Annotated in this window: 10 protein-coding genes and 3 pseudogenes; 12 read left to right on the forward strand and 1 reads right to left on the reverse strand. The window is 72.6% G+C overall.

The window, feature by feature from the left end; all coding sequences use genetic code 11:
* Positions 1-7: 7 nt before the first annotated feature.
* The 4 genes and pseudogenes from pspAA to BS72_RS03315 all read left to right on the forward strand — a co-directional run bounded on the left by pspAA (position 8) and on the right by BS72_RS03315 (position 4,178).
* The gene (gene pspAA, locus BS72_RS03305) at positions 8-286 is read left to right on the forward strand and encodes a PspA-associated protein PspAA (protein ID WP_037906236.1); all 279 of its coding nucleotides are present in this window, start codon (positions 8-10) and stop codon (positions 284-286) included.
* 627 nt (positions 287-913) lie between these two features.
* Positions 914-1,271 (forward strand): annotated as a pseudogene (locus BS72_RS37665) (ECF transporter S component); the annotation flags it as partial.
* Positions 1,272-1,622: 351 nt separating this feature from the next.
* The gene (locus tag BS72_RS03310) at positions 1,623-3,503 is read left to right on the forward strand and encodes an IPT/TIG domain-containing protein (protein ID WP_051950598.1); all 1,881 of its coding nucleotides are present in this window, start codon (positions 1,623-1,625) and stop codon (positions 3,501-3,503) included.
* 159 nt (positions 3,504-3,662) lie between these two features.
* Positions 3,663-4,178 (forward strand): NUDIX hydrolase, encoded by a 516-nt coding sequence (locus tag BS72_RS03315; protein ID WP_037906239.1) that lies wholly within the window; start codon positions 3,663-3,665, stop codon positions 4,176-4,178.
* Positions 4,179-4,321: 143 nt separating this feature from the next.
* Here BS72_RS03315 and BS72_RS03320 read toward each other — a convergent pair whose 3' ends face one another.
* Complete coding sequence (locus tag BS72_RS03320) at positions 4,322-5,707, reverse strand: FAD-binding oxidoreductase (protein ID WP_037906241.1); 1,386 nt, start codon at positions 5,705-5,707, stop codon at positions 4,322-4,324.
* Positions 5,708-6,087: 380 nt separating this feature from the next.
* On the opposite strand from BS72_RS03320, the pseudogene BS72_RS03325 reads away from it, so the two are divergent.
* The 8 genes and pseudogenes from BS72_RS03325 (at position 6,088) to aceE (ending at position 16,684) form a co-directional block, all read left to right on the forward strand.
* Positions 6,088-6,854 (forward strand): annotated as a pseudogene (locus BS72_RS03325) (adenosylcobinamide-GDP ribazoletransferase).
* A 364-nt stretch (positions 6,855-7,218) separates the two neighbouring features.
* Positions 7,219-8,736 carry a leucyl aminopeptidase gene (locus BS72_RS03330; RefSeq protein ID WP_037906243.1) on the forward strand — a complete coding sequence of 506 codons (1,518 nt, stop codon included), beginning with the start codon at positions 7,219-7,221 and terminating at the stop codon, positions 8,734-8,736.
* Positions 8,737-8,983: 247 nt separating this feature from the next.
* Complete coding sequence (lpdA, locus tag BS72_RS03335) at positions 8,984-10,372, forward strand: dihydrolipoyl dehydrogenase (RefSeq protein ID WP_037906246.1); 1,389 nt, start codon at positions 8,984-8,986, stop codon at positions 10,370-10,372.
* 56 nt (positions 10,373-10,428) lie between these two features.
* Positions 10,429-12,196, forward strand: a pseudogene (gene sucB / locus BS72_RS03340) (2-oxoglutarate dehydrogenase, E2 component, dihydrolipoamide succinyltransferase).
* A gap of 155 nt (positions 12,197-12,351) precedes the next feature.
* On the forward strand, positions 12,352-12,567 hold the full coding sequence (locus BS72_RS03345; RefSeq protein WP_037906248.1) for a type II toxin-antitoxin system VapB family antitoxin: 216 nt from the start codon (positions 12,352-12,354) through the stop codon (positions 12,565-12,567).
* Complete coding sequence (locus BS72_RS03350) at positions 12,564-12,986, forward strand: PIN domain nuclease (RefSeq protein ID WP_037906250.1); 423 nt, start codon at positions 12,564-12,566, stop codon at positions 12,984-12,986. Before BS72_RS03345 ends, BS72_RS03350 begins: the two co-directional genes overlap by 4 nt.
* A gap of 102 nt (positions 12,987-13,088) precedes the next feature.
* Positions 13,089-13,727 (forward strand): GntR family transcriptional regulator, encoded by a 639-nt coding sequence (locus BS72_RS03355; protein WP_037906252.1) that lies wholly within the window; start codon positions 13,089-13,091, stop codon positions 13,725-13,727.
* 248 nt (positions 13,728-13,975) lie between these two features.
* Complete coding sequence (aceE, locus tag BS72_RS03360; protein ID WP_037906254.1) at positions 13,976-16,684, forward strand: pyruvate dehydrogenase (acetyl-transferring), homodimeric type; 2,709 nt, start codon at positions 13,976-13,978, stop codon at positions 16,682-16,684.
* Positions 16,685-16,787: the final 103 nt, after the last annotated feature.

The following is a 16,787-nucleotide window of genomic DNA, read 5'->3' on the forward strand; positions in this document are numbered from 1 at the left end:
GGCCGTCGTGATCGTGCGGATCATGGGGGAGGGCCAGGTGCGGGTGGACGACAGCCGCCTCACCGAGCTCAACGCGTTGGACGACGAACTGCTGGCCGCGGTGCGGTCGGGTGACGAGGCCGCCTTCCAGCGGACGCTCTCCGCTCTGCTGGACGGCGTGCGCGCGGCCGGCGAGCCGCTGCCGGACGCCTCGCTGGAGCCCTCCGGGCTGATCCTCCCGGCGGGCGACGCCACCCTTGAGGAGGTCCGGGCCCTCCTCGACGACGACGGCCTGATCCCGGGCTGACAACCCCCCACCCCTCCCGCGCCGCCGGCGGCCCCACCCCGCCCGGCGGCGTCGCGCTGCCCTGCGGCGCGGCACGGCAACGACGGAGCACCGCCCTTACAAGGCGGATGTCGGCGGTTCGAAACCGTCCACGCCCACAGAAGAAGCCCAGTTCAGAGGCCCCTCCGCCGTTCCGGCGGAGGGGCCTCCGGCGTAGCAGTACACACGTCGATGTCCGTCCGGGAGGAGTCCGCGTCCAGTGGCCCCCCTCGAACGGGCAGGCCGCCTCCACGGAGTGGTGCGCCGTCGATAGGGGGACGCTCGCCAGGGACTGAGCTGAGAAGGCCGGGGCCTCATCGTTCGCGGTGAGGCCCCGGCCTTGGTGGTGCCTGACGGGTCCCTTCTGGGTGCCGGGAGTGCCTACCACCGCTTCGAAGAAGAAGGCCAGGGGACGGATGAGACGGTCCTGCCAATGTCGCCCCGCTCCTCGGCGATGACCTGTTGGCCAGTTCAGCTGTGCCGCCGCAGGAACCGCCAGATGCGTTGGTCTCCTTTACCCGCCTTCCGAACTGCTTCCAGGTGAACATCAGCCAACTGCTCTGCCTCGTAATAGCCGGTCTCGCGGAAGATGGCGCAGGCCTGTTCGTGGGCGCAGCCTCCGCCTACCTCTTCGGCTTCCTGCTCAACCTGTCTTTCTGGCCCTTCTCCATCGACCCCGGCAGCTCCATCGCCTACCTGCCCGGCCTGCCCTTCACCGAGCAGTGGCACCGCTACCTCGCTTTCGACGTCGCCACCTCCCTCGGCTGGGACACCGGCCGCGGTCACCAACTTCATCGCCATCCTCATCGCCGGCCCCGCAGCCCTCACCACCTTCCGCGGCGCCGCCCGCCGCGCCAACTTCACGGCGGCCGTCCGCTTCACCAGTCCCGCAACCCCATCCCCTCTCGGGCGCCGGACATCGCCGGCCCTGAAGCTGCGGGGCAGAGACAACAGCGCGAGGAAATGAATCGCCGATCGGCCATTTTCGGTCCAGATCGAGCATCTAGCCTGGCGCAGGGTGGATCGTTGAGAACATGCGAGGACTTGGCTGTGCCTGATTCTGTGGGTGCGTGCGAGTCGCTTGCTGTCGCGGCCGACTGGGCCGCGGTGGCGGGCGGGGGCGGGCAGGTCCGGCGGTGAGTGCCGCAGGGGGCGGGTCCGTCCTGTGCGACCGCGCCGCTGCCGGTTTCCCGGGGCCTTCCGGTCCCCGCCGTCGTGGTGCGGACCGGAAGGAGAGACAGTGACGTCTTCCCGTTCTCGCAGGTCCTGGCCGTTACGCCTGATACGCCAATCCCGGCACCGTTCCCTCATTGCTGCGGTGTGTTCCGCTGGCCTGGCCCTGACCGGCCTGGTCGCCCTGGCCGCCGCGCCCGCCCAGGCGAGCACCGGGGCCAGGATGGCCTACGTCACCAACCTGCGCGCCAATTCGGTCTCGGTCGTCGACACCGCGACCGGCACGGTCACCGCGACCGTTCCCGTCGGCCGGTTCCCCGAAGGGGTGGCCGAGTCCCCCGACGGCTCCCGCGTGTACGTAGCCAACGACGGGGACAACAACGTCTCGGTCATCGACACGGCCACCAACACGGTCACCGCAACCGTTCCTGTCAGTGCGATCCCGGGTCCCGTGGCGGTCTCTCCCGACGGCTCCCTGCTCTACGTCGGCGGCAACATCGCCACGGGCGTCGGCGGGATCACCGTGATCGACACCGCCACCAACACCGTCACCGGGACCTTCGCCACCAGTAACCAGCCTATCGGTATCGCGTTCACCCCCGACGGCGGCAAGGCCTACGTGGCCAACTTCGTGGGCAGTTCGGTCTCGGTCGTCGATACCGCCACCAGCACGGTTACCGCGACCATCAGCGACCCCAATGCCAGGACGCCCGCGGCTGTGGCAGTCTCCCCGGACGGCGCCCACGCCTACACGGCGAACTTCAACAGCAACACGGTCTCGGTGATCGACACCGCCACCAACACCATTACCGCCCTCATCCCAGATCCCGGCGGGCCGGAGGGGATCACGGTCACCCCGGACGGCGCCCACGTCTACGTGGCCAACGCCAACGCGGGCAACGTCGCGGTTATCGACACGGCCACCAACACCATCACCGGCACGACCACCGTCGGCTCAGGGCCCGTCGGCGTCGCGGCCGACCGGGCCGGCGGCAGCGCCTACGTCACCAACTCCGGCTCCAACACGGTCTCGGTGATCGACACGGCCACCGGCAACGTCACCGGCGCCGTCCCGGTGGGAACCACCCCGTTCGGCGTCACCGTGACGCCCCCGCCGGTCGCCGTCACTTCAATCAGCCCCGACCACGGCCCGGCCTCCGGCGGCGGCACCGTCACGATCACCGGAACCGGCCTGGCCGGTGCCGGCGCCGTGAACTTCGGCGGCACCCCGGCCACCGACGTCACCGTCATCAGCGACCTGGAAGTCACCGCGACCATCCCGGCTCACGCCGCCGGCATGGTGGACGTCACGGTCACCACCCCGGCCGGCACCAGCCCCGCCTCCGCAGCCGACCAGTACACCTACTTCGCGCAGCCGGCCGTGACCGCAGTCAGTCCCAGCAGCGGACCCATCGCCGGCGGCACCCCGGTCACCGTCACCGGTACCGACCTGACCGGCGCCACCGCCCTCACCTTCGGCCCGGGCAGCCCGGCCACCGCCGTGTCCTGCACCACCGACACCACCTGCACCACCACCTCCCCGGCGCATGCGGCCGGCACGGTCGACATCCAGGTCACCACCCCCGGCGGGACCAGCACGACCAGCAGTGCAGACCGGTACACCTACGTCGCGCCCAACGCTGACATCGCCGTCACCGTCACCGGCCAGCCCCAACTGGGCATCCTGGTGCCCTACCTCACCTACGCCCTGACCGCGCACAACAACGGCCCCGACCCGGTCACCTCGGCCACCATCACCGCGAGCCTCCCGCCGGGTGTGGGCGCCACGAACCTGTCCTCCGGCTGCACCACTGCGACAGGCAGCGTGACCTGCACCTTCGGCAGCATCGCCAACGGCGCCAGCAGCGCGAAGTCCTTCCGCGTCCCGCTGAACCTGCTGTCCCTCGGACCCGTCTCGGTTACGGGCACGCGCACGGCCTCCGCACCCACGGATACCACGCCGGCGAACGACACCAGCACTGCCACCTGCACTGTCATCTCCTTCCTCCTCGCCACCTGCACCTGACCCCTTCCTCTGCCCGGTGGTCCGGCACACGCACACGCCGGACCACCGGGTCGGGCCGCGGACTCAGGACTCACGCGGGAGCTGCGCAGCTGCCAAGCACAAGAACCCCACTTCACCTGACGTGACATCAGCTCGACGCCTAGCGTGAACTTCCTATGCTTGGACCGGTCGCCCTGGCTCACCCTCAACCTCGCCGACGTCGAACTCCCTGACGGCCGCCACCTCGACCACTACCTCATCCGTCAACGCCCCGTCGCCCTCGCCACCACCGTCAACGAGGCGGGCGAAGCCCTCCTGCTGTGGCGCCACCGCTTCATCACCGACAGTTGGGGCTGGGAACTCGCCGCCGGCGTCGTCGAGCACGGCGAGGCCATCGAGGCAGCGGCGGCGCGCGAGATGGTCGAGGAGACCGGCTGGCGCCCGGGCCCCCTCAAGCACCTCCTCACCGTCGAGCCCTCCAACGGCCTCGCCGACGGCCGCCACCACGTCTACTGGTCCACCACCGCCGAGTACGTCGGCCACCCCGAGGACGACTTCGAGTCGGAGCGCCGGGAATGGGTACCCCTTGCCTCGGTACCGGCCCTGGTCGAGCGGGGCGAGATCAGGTCGGCGAATGCGGTGGCCGCACTGCTCATGCTCCACCACATGCACGGAAGCGGCACAGAGGAGGCATGACTCAAGTAGCCGACGCCAGCGGATACCGGTGCACCACCGGGGCCTCGTAGGCAGGCTGGAGACGTCGCGGGGTCGCGGTCCCGTTCGGCCTCGGCCGTCCGACGTGGCACTCGGTGACGTTCCGGTGGCGGGCCGAGGGGTCCTCAGGAGGGCGCGGACGGGGCGATGTTCTGGTTGGCGCGGAAGAAGTTGCCGGGGTCGTAGGTCCGCTTGACGTCCGCGAGCCGGTCGTAGTGGTCGCGGTAGGTGGCCCTGACCCGGTCCTGCCGCTCGCCGGTGCCCATGAAGTTGACGTAGCCGCCGCCCATCGAATGGGGGTGCAGCGCCTCCCAGTACTCCACGCACCACTGCCTGATCCGCTCGGCGTTGGCCGGGTCCGGGTCGATGCCGGCGACGATCCCCGACCACACCGCGTCCCGGTAGGCCCACGCCGTGTCCCCCGGGGCCACCTCGTGCGCGGCACCGTCGACCGGGTACATGTGCATCGTCGACAGGCCGGTCGGCAGCCGCTCCGCGTATTCGGCGTGCACCTCCACGGCCTCGTCCGTGATCCGGTCGAAGAAGTCCCCGCGCCAGTACCACTGCAGGCCCGGCGGCATCAGGCCGTCGAACATCGACTGCACCGCCGGATAGGGCATCGGGGTCGTGAAGTGGAAGTCCGGCGGCCCGGGCTCGTCCACGATCGCGAGCGCCTGCTCCGCCTCGTCCGGGTCGGCGGTCACGCACCACACCACGCCGCACATCTTCCGCCCGTGGATCTCCTCGGGGAAGGGCGGGGCCGGCGGCACGGTCAGCTCCGCGAAGAAGCCGTTGAGGTCGTTCGGCGCCTGCGGGAGGAACTCGCGGTACCAGCGCAGCACGTCGCGGATGCGGTCCAGCGGCCACAGGGTGAGCCCGAGGACGACGGTGTCCACGGGGTGCAGGTCGAAGGTGAAGGAGGTGACGACGCCGAAGTTGCCGCCGCCGCCGCGCAGCGCCCAGAAGAGGTCCGGGTGCTCCCGCTCGTTCGCGGTGACGAAACCGCCGTCGGCGAGTACGACGTCGGCGGACCGCAGGCTGTCCACGGTCAGGCCGTACTTGCGGGTGAGGTGGCCGTGTCCGCCGCCGAGCGTCAGGCCCGCCACACCGGTCGTCGACACGATCCCGGCCGGTACGCCCAGGCCGAAGGCGTGCGCGGCGTGGTCGAGGTCGGCCAGCAGGCTGCCTCCGCCGACCTGGGCGGTCCGCGCGGCCGGGTCGACGCGCACTCCGCTCATCGGCGACAGGTCGACGGTGACCCCGTCGTCCACCAGGCAGAGGCCGGGGCCGCTGTGCGCGCCGCCGCGCACCGCTATCTCCAGTCCCCGCTCGCGGATCGCGGTGACCGCGTCCCGCACGTCGCCCGCGTCCCGGCACCGCACCACGGCGGCCGGCCGCCGGTCGATCATCGCGTTGTACGCCTTGCGGGCCTCGTCGTACGCCGCGTCCTCGGCCGTGATGACCGGTCCGCGCAGCGCCGTCCGTATCCCCTGCAGCGTCGTACCGTCCATGGCGAACTCCTCGCGGGGGCGCGTACGGTCGTGACCAGCCCGGCCCTTCCCCTGCCGAGCGGCCGGTGCGGCGGCGCCCCCACAGGGCCGCACAGCAACCGGAGGCCGCAGAGCTGCTCCTTCCACCCTCTCGCCACCTGGCCCCGCCCGCATCCCCGGCGGCGGCCCGCCACCCCGGGATCGCGGGCGGGCCCCGGGCGCGAGGTGCGCGGTAGCCTCACGCGGTGAACGCCGCCCCCCACGAGCCCGAGGCCGCAGCCTCCACCGCCTCCACCGACAGCCCGCAACCCGAACCCGGAGCCGAAGCCGAAGCCGAGCCCGCCCGCAGCAGCGGTACGGACGCGGGCGCAGACACGGGCACGGAAAGCGCCCGCGCCGGGATCGGGGACGCGCTGCGCTTCGCCTTCGGCACGCTGACCGTGCTGCCGGTGCGGCTGACACGGTGGGACCGGGCGGCGGCGCGCGGCGGGATGGCCGCGGCGCCGCTGGCCGGGCTGGTCGTGGGGGTGGCGGCCGGCGGCGCGGGGTGGGTGGTGGCGGCTCTGGGCGGCGGGCCGCTGCTCGCCGCCGTCGCGGCCGTGGCCGTCCCCGCCGTGCTCACCCGGGGCCTGCACCTGGACGGGCTGGCCGACACCGCCGACGGGCTGGGCAGCGGCAAGCCGCCCGCGCAGGCGCTGGAGGTGATGAAGCGCTCGGACATCGGCCCGTTCGGCGTCGTCACCCTGCTGCTGGTGCTGCTGGCGCAGACCGCGGCGCTGGCCGGCGCGTACGGCCACGGCCGCGGCCACGGGCTGGCCTGCGCCGCCGTGGCCGCCACCACCGGACGGGCCGCGATGGCGCTGGCCTGCCGCCGGGGCGTCCCGGCGGCCCGGCCGGGAGGGCTGGGGCGGCCGTGGCCGGGGTGCTGCCGCCGCCGGCGGCCTGGACGGTGGCCGCGCTCTGGACCGTCCTCGCGGGGCTGGCCGGCCTGGCCCTGCCGGGCCTGGAGTGGCTGCGCCTGGCGCTGTCCGCGGCGGCGGGGCTGCTGGTCGCCGAGGCGCTGCTGTACCGCTGCCGGACCCGCTTCGGCGGCGTCACCGGCGACGTCTTCGGCGCCCTGTGCGAGGCGTCCGCCACCGCCGTCCTCGTCCTGACCGCCCTTCGCTGAACGCGAACAAGCCGTCGAGCCGCACGCGAAGGCGCCTCACCCCGAAGCGCGGACGCGCCGTCGACGTCCCGGCCGCCGCCCCACCCCGAACGCCCCTCCCCGTCCCGACCGCCCCACCCCGAACACCCCTTTCCCGTCCCAACCACCCCACCCCGAACACCCCTTCCTCGCTGTGACGGCTCCCCCGCCGAACGTCCCCGGCCCCGCGCCGGGGCCCTCCGGCGGGTGGTGCGGCACGGGAAGTCGCAGGCGGCACGGGTGGGGTGCGGGGATGACGGGAAGGTGGCGGCGTACCCTCGCCTGAAGGTCGCCCCGTCGACGCGGCGGCATCGCTCCACCTTCGATTGATAGGACTCCCACCACCGTGACTGGTCTGACACTCAGCTCTTCCTCCGCCGCAGCGTTGCGGGCGGACGCCGTCGTCGTCGGCGTGGCCAAGGGGCCGAAGGGCCCGCGCCTCGCGCCCGGCGCGGAAAGCGTGGACGACGCGTTCGGCGGAAAGCTCGCGGCCGTCCTGGACACCCTGGGGGCGACCGGCGCCGAGGGCGAGGCCGTCAAGGTGCCCGCGCCCAGCGGCGTGAAGGCCGCTCTCGTGCTGGCGGTCGGGCTCGGCGAAGCCCCCGAGGACGACGTCTACGACGCCGAGGCGCTGCGTCGTGCCGCGGGCGTCGCCGCGCGCACCCTGTCCGGGGTGAAGAAGGCCGCCTTCGCGCTGCCGGTCGGCACCGCCGAGCAGGTGGAGGCGGTGGGCACCGGCGCGGTGCTGGGCGCCTACACGTTCACCGCCTTCCGCACCGAGCGCAGCGACTCGGGCAGGAAGCCGCTGGGCGAGGCCGCGCTGGTGGGCGCCAAGGCGCGCGACAAGGCCGTCAAGGCCGCCCTGGAGCGGGCGCTGACCGTGGCCGAGGAGATGAACCGGGCCCGCGACCTGATCAACACCCCGTCGAACGAGCTGACCCCGTCGCTGTTCGCCGCCCAGGTGCAGGCCGCGGCCAAGCAGTACGGCCTGAAGGTCGAGGTGCTGGACGAGAAGGCGCTGGCCAAGGGCGGCTACGGCGGCCTGATCGGCGTCGGCCGGGGCTCGGCCACGCCGCCGCGGCTGGTGCGGGTGGCCTACACGCACAGCAAGACCGCGCGCACCCTGGCGTTCGTCGGCAAGGGCATCACCTACGACTCGGGCGGCATCTCGCTGAAGCCGGCCGGCCACAACGAGACGATGAAGTGCGACATGAGCGGCGCCGCCGCCGTGTTCGCGGCCGTCGTCGCGGCGGCCCGGCTGGGCCTTCAGGTGAACGTCACCGGCTGGCTGGCGCTGGCCGAGAACATGCCCGGCGGCGACGCCACCCGCCCGGGTGACGTGCTGCGGATGTACGGCGGCCGGACGGTGGAGGTGCTCAACACCGACGCCGAGGGCCGGCTGGTGCTGGCCGACGCGATCACCCGCGCCTCCGAGGAGTCCCCGGACGCGATCGTGGACGTGGCCACGCTGACCGGCGCGATGGTGCTGGCGCTGGGCACCGAGCGGTTCGGCATCATGGCCAACGACGACGACTTCCGCGCCGAGGTGCACGCCACCGCGCTGGCCGAGGGCGAGGACTCCTGGCCGATGCCGCTGCCGCAGCAGCTGCGCAAGTCGTTCGACTCGTCGGTGGCCGACATCGCGAACATGGGCGTGCGGATGGGCGGCGGCCTGATCGCCGGCCTGTTCCTGCGCGAGTTCGTCGGCGAGGGCATCACCTGGGCGCACCTGGACATCGCCGGCCCGGCCTTCTACGAGGGCACCCCGTACGGCTACACCCCCAAGGGCGGCACCGGCTCGGCCGTGCGCACCCTGGTGGCGCTGGCCCGCCGGACCGCCGAGGGCGAGCTGTTCGCCCGCTGAGCGGTGCGGCCCGGGCGCCGGACGGCACCGCACGGGCAGTGAGATCCGTCACGTACGGCCCCGGGTACGCCCCCGGGGCCGTACGTGTTGGCGCCGACGGCCCGGGCCGATGCCCCGCCGGGCGCCGACAAGTGCGAAGATGTTGTCTCGGCACGACAGGGCCCCCTTTGAGACAAAGCGGCCGAACCCAACCGCCGCCCGGTCACCGCGGACCGGCTCCGGCGTACCCATGCATGGAGGACGTGACGTGGCGAACGACGCCAGCACCGTTTTCGACCTAGTGATCCTCGGCGGTGGCAGCGGTGGCTACGCGGCCGCTCTGCGTGCCGCGCAGCTGGGACTGGACGTCGCCCTGATCGAGAAGAACAAGCTCGGGGGCACCTGTCTGCACCAGGGATGCATTCCCACCAAGGCGCTGCTGCACGCCGGCGAGATCGCCGACCAGGCTCGTGAGAGCGAGCAGTTCGGTGTGCGTGCCACCTTCGAGGGCATCGACATCGCGGCCGTCCACAAGTACAAGGACGACGTGATCTCCGGCCTGTACAAGGGCCTGCAGGGCCTGGTGGCCTCCCGCAAGGTCACCTACATCGAGGGCGAGGGCCGGCTGTCCTCCCCCACCTCGGTGGACGTCAACGGGCAGCGCGTCCAGGGCCGGCACGTGCTGCTGGCCACCGGCTCCGTGCCGCGCTCGCTGCCGGGCCTGACCATCGACGGCAACCGGATCATCTCCTCGGACCACGCGCTGGTCCTGGACCGCGTTCCGCAGTCCGCGATCATCCTGGGCGGCGGCGTCATCGGCGTCGAGTTCGCCTCGGCGTGGAAGTCCTTCGGTACCGACGTCACCATCGTCGAGGGCCTGCCCCACCTGGTGCCGGTCGAGGACGAGAACAGCTCCAAGCTGCTGGAGCGGGCCTTCCGCAAGCGCGGCATCAAGTTCAACCTCGGCACGTTCTTCCAGGGCGCCGAGTACACCGACTCCGGCGTGCGGGTCACGCTGGCGGACGGCAAGACCTTCGAGGCGGAGGTGCTGCTGGTCGCGATCGGCCGCGGCCCGGTCTCGCAGGGCCTCGGCTACGAGGAGCAGGGCGTCGCGATGGACCGCGGCTACGTCCTCGTCGACGAGCAGATGCGCACCAACGTGCCGACGATCTCCGCGGTCGGCGACCTGGTGCCCACCCTCCAGCTGGCCCACGTCGGCTTCGCCGAGGGCATCCTCGTCGCCGAGCGGCTGGCCGGCCTCAAGCCGGTGCCGATCGACTACGACGGCGTGCCGCGGGTGACGTACTGCCACCCCGAGGTGGCCTCGATGGGGCTGAGCGAGGCGAAGGCCAAGGAGGTCTACGGCTCGGACAAGGTGGTCACGCTCAAGTACAACCTGGCCGGCAACGGCAAGAGCAAGATCCTCAAGACCCAGGGCGAGGTCAAGCTGGTCCAGGTCCGCGACGGCGCGGTCGTCGGCATCCACATGGTGGGTGACCGGATGGGCGAGCAGGTCGGCGAGGCCCAGCTGATCTACAACTGGGAGGCGCTGCCGGCCGAGGTCGCGCAGCTGATCCACGCCCACCCCACGCAGAGTGAGGCCCTCGGGGAGGCCCACCTCGCGCTCGCGGGCAAGCCGCTGCACTCGCACGACTGACCCTCGCAACCGCAAGAGCCACCCATCCGCACAGATCGTTAGGAGCAACCGCAACCATGGCGGTTTCCGTAACCCTGCCGGCGCTCGGCGAGAGCGTGACCGAGGGCACCGTCACCCGCTGGCTCAAGGCCGAGGGCGAGCGCGTCGAGGTCGACGAGCCGCTGCTCGAGGTCTCGACCGACAAGGTCGACACCGAGATCCCCTCCCCCGTCTCCGGCGTGCTCTCCTCCATCAAGGTCGCCGAGGACGAGACGGTCGAGGTCGGCGCTGAGCTGGCCGTCATCGACGACGGCACCGGCGCCCCGGCCGCGCCCGCCGCCCCGGCGGCTCAGCCCGAGCCGGCCGCGGCCCCCGCCGCGCCCGCCGCCGTGCCGTCCACCGAGGCGGCCGCGCCCGCCCCGGCCCCGACCGCCGCCGCCACCGCGGGCGGCTCCGGCGCCTCCGGCACCGACGTGGTGCTGCCGGCGCTCGGCGAGTCCGTCACCGAGGGCACCGTCACCCGCTGGCTGAAGGCGGTCGGCGAGACCGTCGAGGCCGACGAGCCGCTGCTGGAGGTCTCGACCGACAAGGTCGACACCGAGATCCCGTCGCCGGTCTCCGGCACCGTCCTGGAGATCCTGGTCCAGGAGGACGAGACGGCTGAGGTCGGCGCCCGCCTGGCGGTCGTCGGCGCGGCCGGTGCCGCTCCGGCCCAGGCCCCGGCCCCCGCCGCCCCGGCCCCGGCTCCGGCGGCGCCCGCCCCGGTCCAGCCGGCCGCCCCGCGCAGCCGGCCGCCCCGCCCCGCAGGCGCAGGCCCCGGCCGCTCCGGCTCCGGCCCCCGTCCAGCCCGCGGCCCCGGCCCCGGCGGCGCCCGCACCGGTCCAGCCGGCGGCTCCGGCCGCTCCGGCCGAGGCCGGCGGGTCCGAGGGTGCCTACGTCACCCCGCTGGTCCGCAAGCTGGCCGTGGAGAGCGGCGTCGACCTGGCGTCGGTGCGCGGCACCGGCGTCGGCGGCCGCATCCGCAAGCAGGACGTGCTCGCCGCCGCCGAGGCCGCCAAGGCCGCGGCGAAGGCTCCGGCCGCCGCCCCGGCGAAGGCCGCGGCCGGCACGCCGGCGGTGTCCCCGCTGCGCGGCCAGACGGTCAAGATGACCCGGATGCGCAAGGTCATCGGCGACAACATGCTGAAGGCCCTGCACACGCAGGCGCAGCTGACCAGCGTCGTCGAGGTGGACGTCACCCGCCTCATGCGGCTGCGCGGGCTGGCCAAGGAGTCCTTCGCGGCCCGCGAGGGCGTGAAGCTCTCGCCGATGCCGTTCTTCGTCAAGGCCGCCGCCCAGGCGCTCAAGGCCCACCCGGTGATCAACGCCCGCATCAACGAGGACGAGGGCACGATCACCTACTTCGACACCGAGAACGTCGGTATCGCGGTGGACTCCGAGCGCGGCCTGATGACCCCGGTCATCAAGGGCGCCGGCGACCTGAACATCGCGGGCATCGCCAAGAAGACGGCGGAGCTGGCGGCCAACGTCCGGGCCAGCAAGATCACCCCGGACGACCTGGCCGGCGCGACCTTCACGATCAGCAACACCGGTTCGCGCGGCGCGCTGTTCGACACGGTCATCGTGCCCCCGAACCAGGTCGCCATCCTGGGCATCGGCGCCACCGTCAAGCGCCCGGTGGTCGTGCAGACCGCCGAGGGCACCGTCATCGGCGTCCGGGACATGACGTACCTGTCGCTCTCCTACGACCACCGCCTGGTGGACGGCGCCGACGCCGCCCGCTACCTGACCGCGGTCAAGGAGATCCTGGAGGCCGGCGAGTTCGAGGTCGAGCTCGGCCTCTGACCACCCCGCCCGCAGTCCGGCGGCCGCCCCCTTCCGGGGGCGGCCGCCGGCTGCTTTCCGGGGGTGTCCGGACCGCCCAAGCCGTTTCCGCACCGACGCGTACATCCGCCGATGTATCATTCGATACATCACATATATCAACGGAGGTGCCGCACATGAGCCGAACGGTGATCGACCTCGACGACGGGTTGCTGGCCGACGTCGCACAGGCCCTAGGAACGAACACCAAGAAGGACACGGTCAACACGGCCCTCCGCGAGGTTCTGGACAACCGCAGGCGCGCCCTGGCGCTGGCCCGGCTCCGTTCAGCGGCCGGTCAGGGCGGCTTCGACCTCGACCTCTTCGAAGACAAGAGGAACTACCGCCGGTGAGTGCGTCGCAGTTCCTGATCGACACCAGCGCTCTGGCCCGTCTCCTCCGGGGAGACGGCGAGAAGTACGGCTGGGACCGCGCCGCCGAGGCGGGGCTCATCTCGACCTGCCCCATCACCGAGCTGGAGTTCTTCTACAGCGCACGGTCGGCCGAGGACCGCGCCCGGGGCATCGAGGACATGCGGATGCTCTTCGGTTGGGTCCCGGTTGACGACCGGGCCTACGACCGGGCCTTGCGCATCCAGGAACTACTGACCCGCAAGGGGCAGCACCGCAGTGCCGGAGCCGTGGACCTGGTGGTGGCGGCGACCGCGGAGCTCCGAGGGCTGACCCTCCTGCACCGCGACCGCGATTTCGAGTGCGTCGCGGCCTTCACCGGGCAGCCCCTCCAGTGGTACGGCCCGGACGCGGAGCGGTAGCCGGCGGGACGGGGTGCGCGGGGCGCAGACCCCGGGTGGCGGACGGCGGCGGAGGCGGGGTCGTATCGTCTAGAGCACCGCAACCGTGAAGGAGGGCGCCCGATGGGCCCTGCCGCCGCTACGAACCTGGTCGTGCACAGCCTGCGCGACCAGATCCGCGAGCACATCCTCGAAGGCATCGTCAGCGGCCGCTGGAAGCCGGGTGAGCGGATCGTGGAGCGGCGGATCGCGGTGGAGCTCAGGGTCAGCCAGACGCCCGTGCGCGAGGCGCTGCGGGAGCTGGAGGCGCTGCGGCTGATCGACTCCGCGCCCAACAAGGGCGTGCGGGTGCGCGAGCTGAAGCCGGCCGACCTCAAGGAGAGCTACCCGGTCCGGGCCGGGCTGGAGCAGGTGGCGGCCGAGCTGGCGGCCGGACGGCTGGCCGAGGACCTGTCGGCGCTGGAGCGGGAGGTGGCGGCGCTGCGGGCGGCGGACGCGGCGCTGGACAGCGAGGCGCAGGTGCGGCACACCGTGGCGTTCCACCACGAGCTGGTGCGGGCCGCGGGCAACGCGGTGCTGCTGCACACCTGGGAGTCGCTGGGCACCGAGGTGTGGACCACCCTGTCCATCCGCTGGCTGAGCCCGGCGCCGCGGGAGTACGCCCAGGAGCACCAGGACCTGGTGGACGCGTTCCGCCGCCGCGACCCGGAGATCACCGGACTGATCAAGGAGCACGTGCTCAGCTGTGCCCCGCAGGTGTAGGCCCGGAGCCGGGAGTTCTCCGGTCCTCACGCCCGTGGAAGACCCCGTCGGCCGGGGAATCCAAGGCCCGAATCCGCTGGCACTGCGTGCCTCGAAGGCTGGCACCCTGTGCCGACCTGCGGTTTCCTCGTGTTACGGCTATTGATCGATCATCGATCGGCGTCGTATCGTCGGTAGTGGGGAGCTCCCTGTCGTGCCCGACCGAAGCATTTTCCCCACCCCCAATCTCTGTCCGGAAGGCGGCACCCATGCCTGACGCCGTAGGCCCCACCGGGCCCCTCGAACGGCCCCTGGACCGGCCGGTTCAGCTCGACCAGGTACCCGACACCGACCCCGAGGAGACCGCGGAATGGCGGGACTCCCTCGCCGCGGTCACCAAGGCGGCCGGCCCGCACCGCGCCGCCTACCTGATGCGCCGCACCCTGGAGAGCGCCCAGGCCGATCTTGGTCTGCCGTCGCTGACCGAGACGGACTACCTCAACACCATCCCGACCGCCGCCGAGCCCGCGTACCCGGGTGACGAGGCGATCGAGGCCCGCATCACCGCCTGGAACCGGTGGAACGCGGCGGCCATGGTCACCCGTGGCAGCAAGGACGGCCTCGGCGGCCACATCTCGACCTTCGCCTCCGCGGCGTGGCTGTACGAGGTGGGCTTCCAGCACTTCTTCCGCGGCAAGGACGGCCTGGGCGGCGCCGACAACGGCAGCGGCGACCAGCTCTACGTCCAGGGCCACGCCTCCCCCGGCGTCTACGCCCGCGCCTTCCTCGACGGCCGGCTGACCGAGGCGCACCTCGACCGCTTCCGCCGCGAGGCCGGCGGCGACGGCCTGCCCTCCTACCCGCACCCGCGGCGCCTGCCGTGGCTGTGGGAGTTCCCGACCGTGTCCATGGGCCTCGGCCCGCTGTCGGCGATCTACCAGGCCCGGTTCAACCGGTACCTGGAGCACCGCGGCATCAAGGACACCTCCGACTCGCACGTGTGGGCCTTCCTCGGCGACGGCGAGATGGACGAGCCGGAGTCCACCGCCGCCCTGGCGCTGGCCTCCCGCGAGGGCCTGGACAACCTCACCTTCGTCGTCAACTGCAACCTGCAGCGGCTCGACGGTCCGGTCCGCCCGAACTTCCGCATCGTCCAGGAGCTGGAGGCGCAGTTCCGCGCCGCCGGCTGGAACGTCGTGAAGTCGCTGTGGGGCTCGGCCTGGGACGGCGTGTTCGCCCAGGACACCGACGGCGCCCTGCTGCGCCGGCTGCGCGCGACGCCCGACGCCCAGTTCCAGACGTACGCCACCCGTGACGCGGCCTACATCCGCGACCACTTCTTCGGCGCCGACGCCGCGCTGGGCGCCATCGCCTCCCGGCTGGACGACGCCAAGCTGCTGGAGCTGTTCCAGACCTCCCGCGCCGGCCACGAGCCGCGCAAGGTGTACGCCGCCTACCGCGCCGCCCTGGAGCACAGGGGCGCGCCCACCGTGGTGCTGGTGCAGACGGTGAAGGGCCACACGCTCGGCTCGCACTTCGAGTCGCGCAACGCCAACCACCAGATGAAGAAGCTCACCATGGAGCAGTTCCGCGACATGCGGGACCTGCTGGAGCTGCCCATCCCGGACAGCGCCCTGGCCGGCGACACCGTGCCGTACTGGCACCCGGGTGAGAACTCCCCCGAGGCCCAGTACCTGCGCGAGCGCCGCGCGGCCCTGGGCGGCCCGGCGCCGGCCCGGCGGGTCGTCGCCAAGCCGCTGCCGATGCCGGCCGAGAAGTCGTTCACCGCGCTGCACAAGGGCTCGGGCGGCCAGGAGATCGCCACCACGATGGCGTTCGTCCGGCTGGTCAAGGACCTGATGCGGGAGAAGGAGACCGGCCACCGCTGGGTGCCCGTGGTGCCCGACGAGGCCCGCACCTTCGGCATGGAGTCGCTCTTCCCGTCGGCGGGCCTGTACTCGCCCAAGGGCCAGACGTACGACCCCGTCGACCGCGACCAGCTCCTGTACTACAAGGAGGCGACGAACGGCCAGATCCTCAACGAGGGGATCACCGAGGCCGGCTCGCTGGCCGACTTCACCGCCGCGGCCACGTCGTACGCCACCCACGGCGAGCCGATGATCCCGTTCTACATCTTCTACTCGATGTTCGGGTTCCAGCGCACCGGTGACCAGTTCTGGGCGCTCGCCGACCAGCTCGGCCGCGGCTTCGTCGTCGGCGCCACCGCCGGCCGCACCACCATGACCGGTGAGGGCCTCCAGCACGCGGACGGCCACTCGCACCTGCTGGCGTCCACCAACCCGGCGGTGATCTCCTACGACCCGGCGTTCGCGTACGAGGTCGCGGTGATCGTCCGCGAGGGTCTGCGCCGCATGTACGGTCCGGACGCCGAGGACATCTTCTACTACCTGACGGTCTACAACGAGCCGAAGGCGCAGCCCGCCATGCCCGAGGGCGTGGAGGAGGGCATCCTCAAGGGCCTCTACCGCTTCCAGGAGGCGGAGGTCCGGGCCGCCGACGCGCCCCGGGTCCAGCTGCTGGCCTCGGGCACCGCGATCCACTGGATTCTGGAGGCCCAGCAGCTGCTGGCCGAGGAGTGGGGCGTGGCCGCCGACGTGTGGTCGGCGCCGTCCTGGACGGAGCTGCGGCGCGAGGCCATGGAGTGCGACGCGGCCCGGCTGCGCGGCGAGGACCGCGTGCCGTACGTGACCCGGGCGCTCCAGGGCGCGCCGGGCCCGGTGGTGGCCGTCAGCGACTGGATGCGCGCGGTCCCGGACCAGATCGCCCCCTGGGTGCGGCAGGACTGGATCTCGCTGGGCACGGACGGCTTCGGCCTGTCCGACACCCGCGTGGCGGCCCGCCGCCACTTCGGCGTGGACGCCCAGTCGGTGGTCGTCCAGGCGCTGTCGATACTCGCCCGGCGCGGCGAGGTCAAGCCGGAGGTCGTCAAGGAGGCCGCTGAGCGCTACGGGCTGTAGCACTTCTCGCGACGCCGGTCGCGACGGTCGGGCACGGCGACGCCGCCCGGTGGAGGATTCCATCGGGCGGCGTCGCCGTGCCGTGGCCGGAACGGGGATTGCG

The organism is Actinacidiphila yeochonensis CN732 (genome assembly GCF_000745345.1).
In the GTDB taxonomy this organism is placed as follows: Bacteria; Actinomycetota; Actinomycetes; order Streptomycetales; family Streptomycetaceae; genus Actinacidiphila; species Actinacidiphila yeochonensis.